The sequence below is a fragment of the Paraburkholderia sp. BR10872 genome, from assembly GCF_040965835.1.
Taxonomy (GTDB): domain Bacteria; phylum Pseudomonadota; class Gammaproteobacteria; order Burkholderiales; family Burkholderiaceae; genus Paraburkholderia; species Paraburkholderia nodosa_A.
The window spans coordinates 1-255 of the sequence record NZ_JBFRCN010000200.1; the positions used below are offsets into that span (position 1 = coordinate 1).

1 protein-coding gene is annotated in these 255 nt (G+C 60.0%); it reads left to right on the forward strand.

Annotated elements, in window-relative coordinates; all coding sequences use genetic code 11:
* Window positions 1-255, forward strand: a 255-nt coding sequence (locus AB4Y43_RS40685) for an MCP four helix bundle domain-containing protein (RefSeq protein ID WP_368730313.1), incomplete at both ends; no start/stop codon positions are given.

Consider the following 255-nt stretch of genomic DNA (forward strand, 5'->3'; position numbering starts at 1 on the left):
GAAGACGGCGTATGCCGATATCCAGACGCTCATGTCGAAGTATCTCGAAGTCGACCAGCAGATCCGTGCGTTCGGACGAGCGAACAAACAGGCAGAAGCGATGGCGCTGATGCAGGGACAATCGGGCACGCTTCGTGACGCGATGGAAAAGGATATCGGGACGATCGTGGCCGTCAACGAGGCTGGGGCGGCCAAGGAAGGCGAGGCAGCCGGTCAGGCCTATTCGCACGCAATCGTGCTGGTGATCGCCCTGAT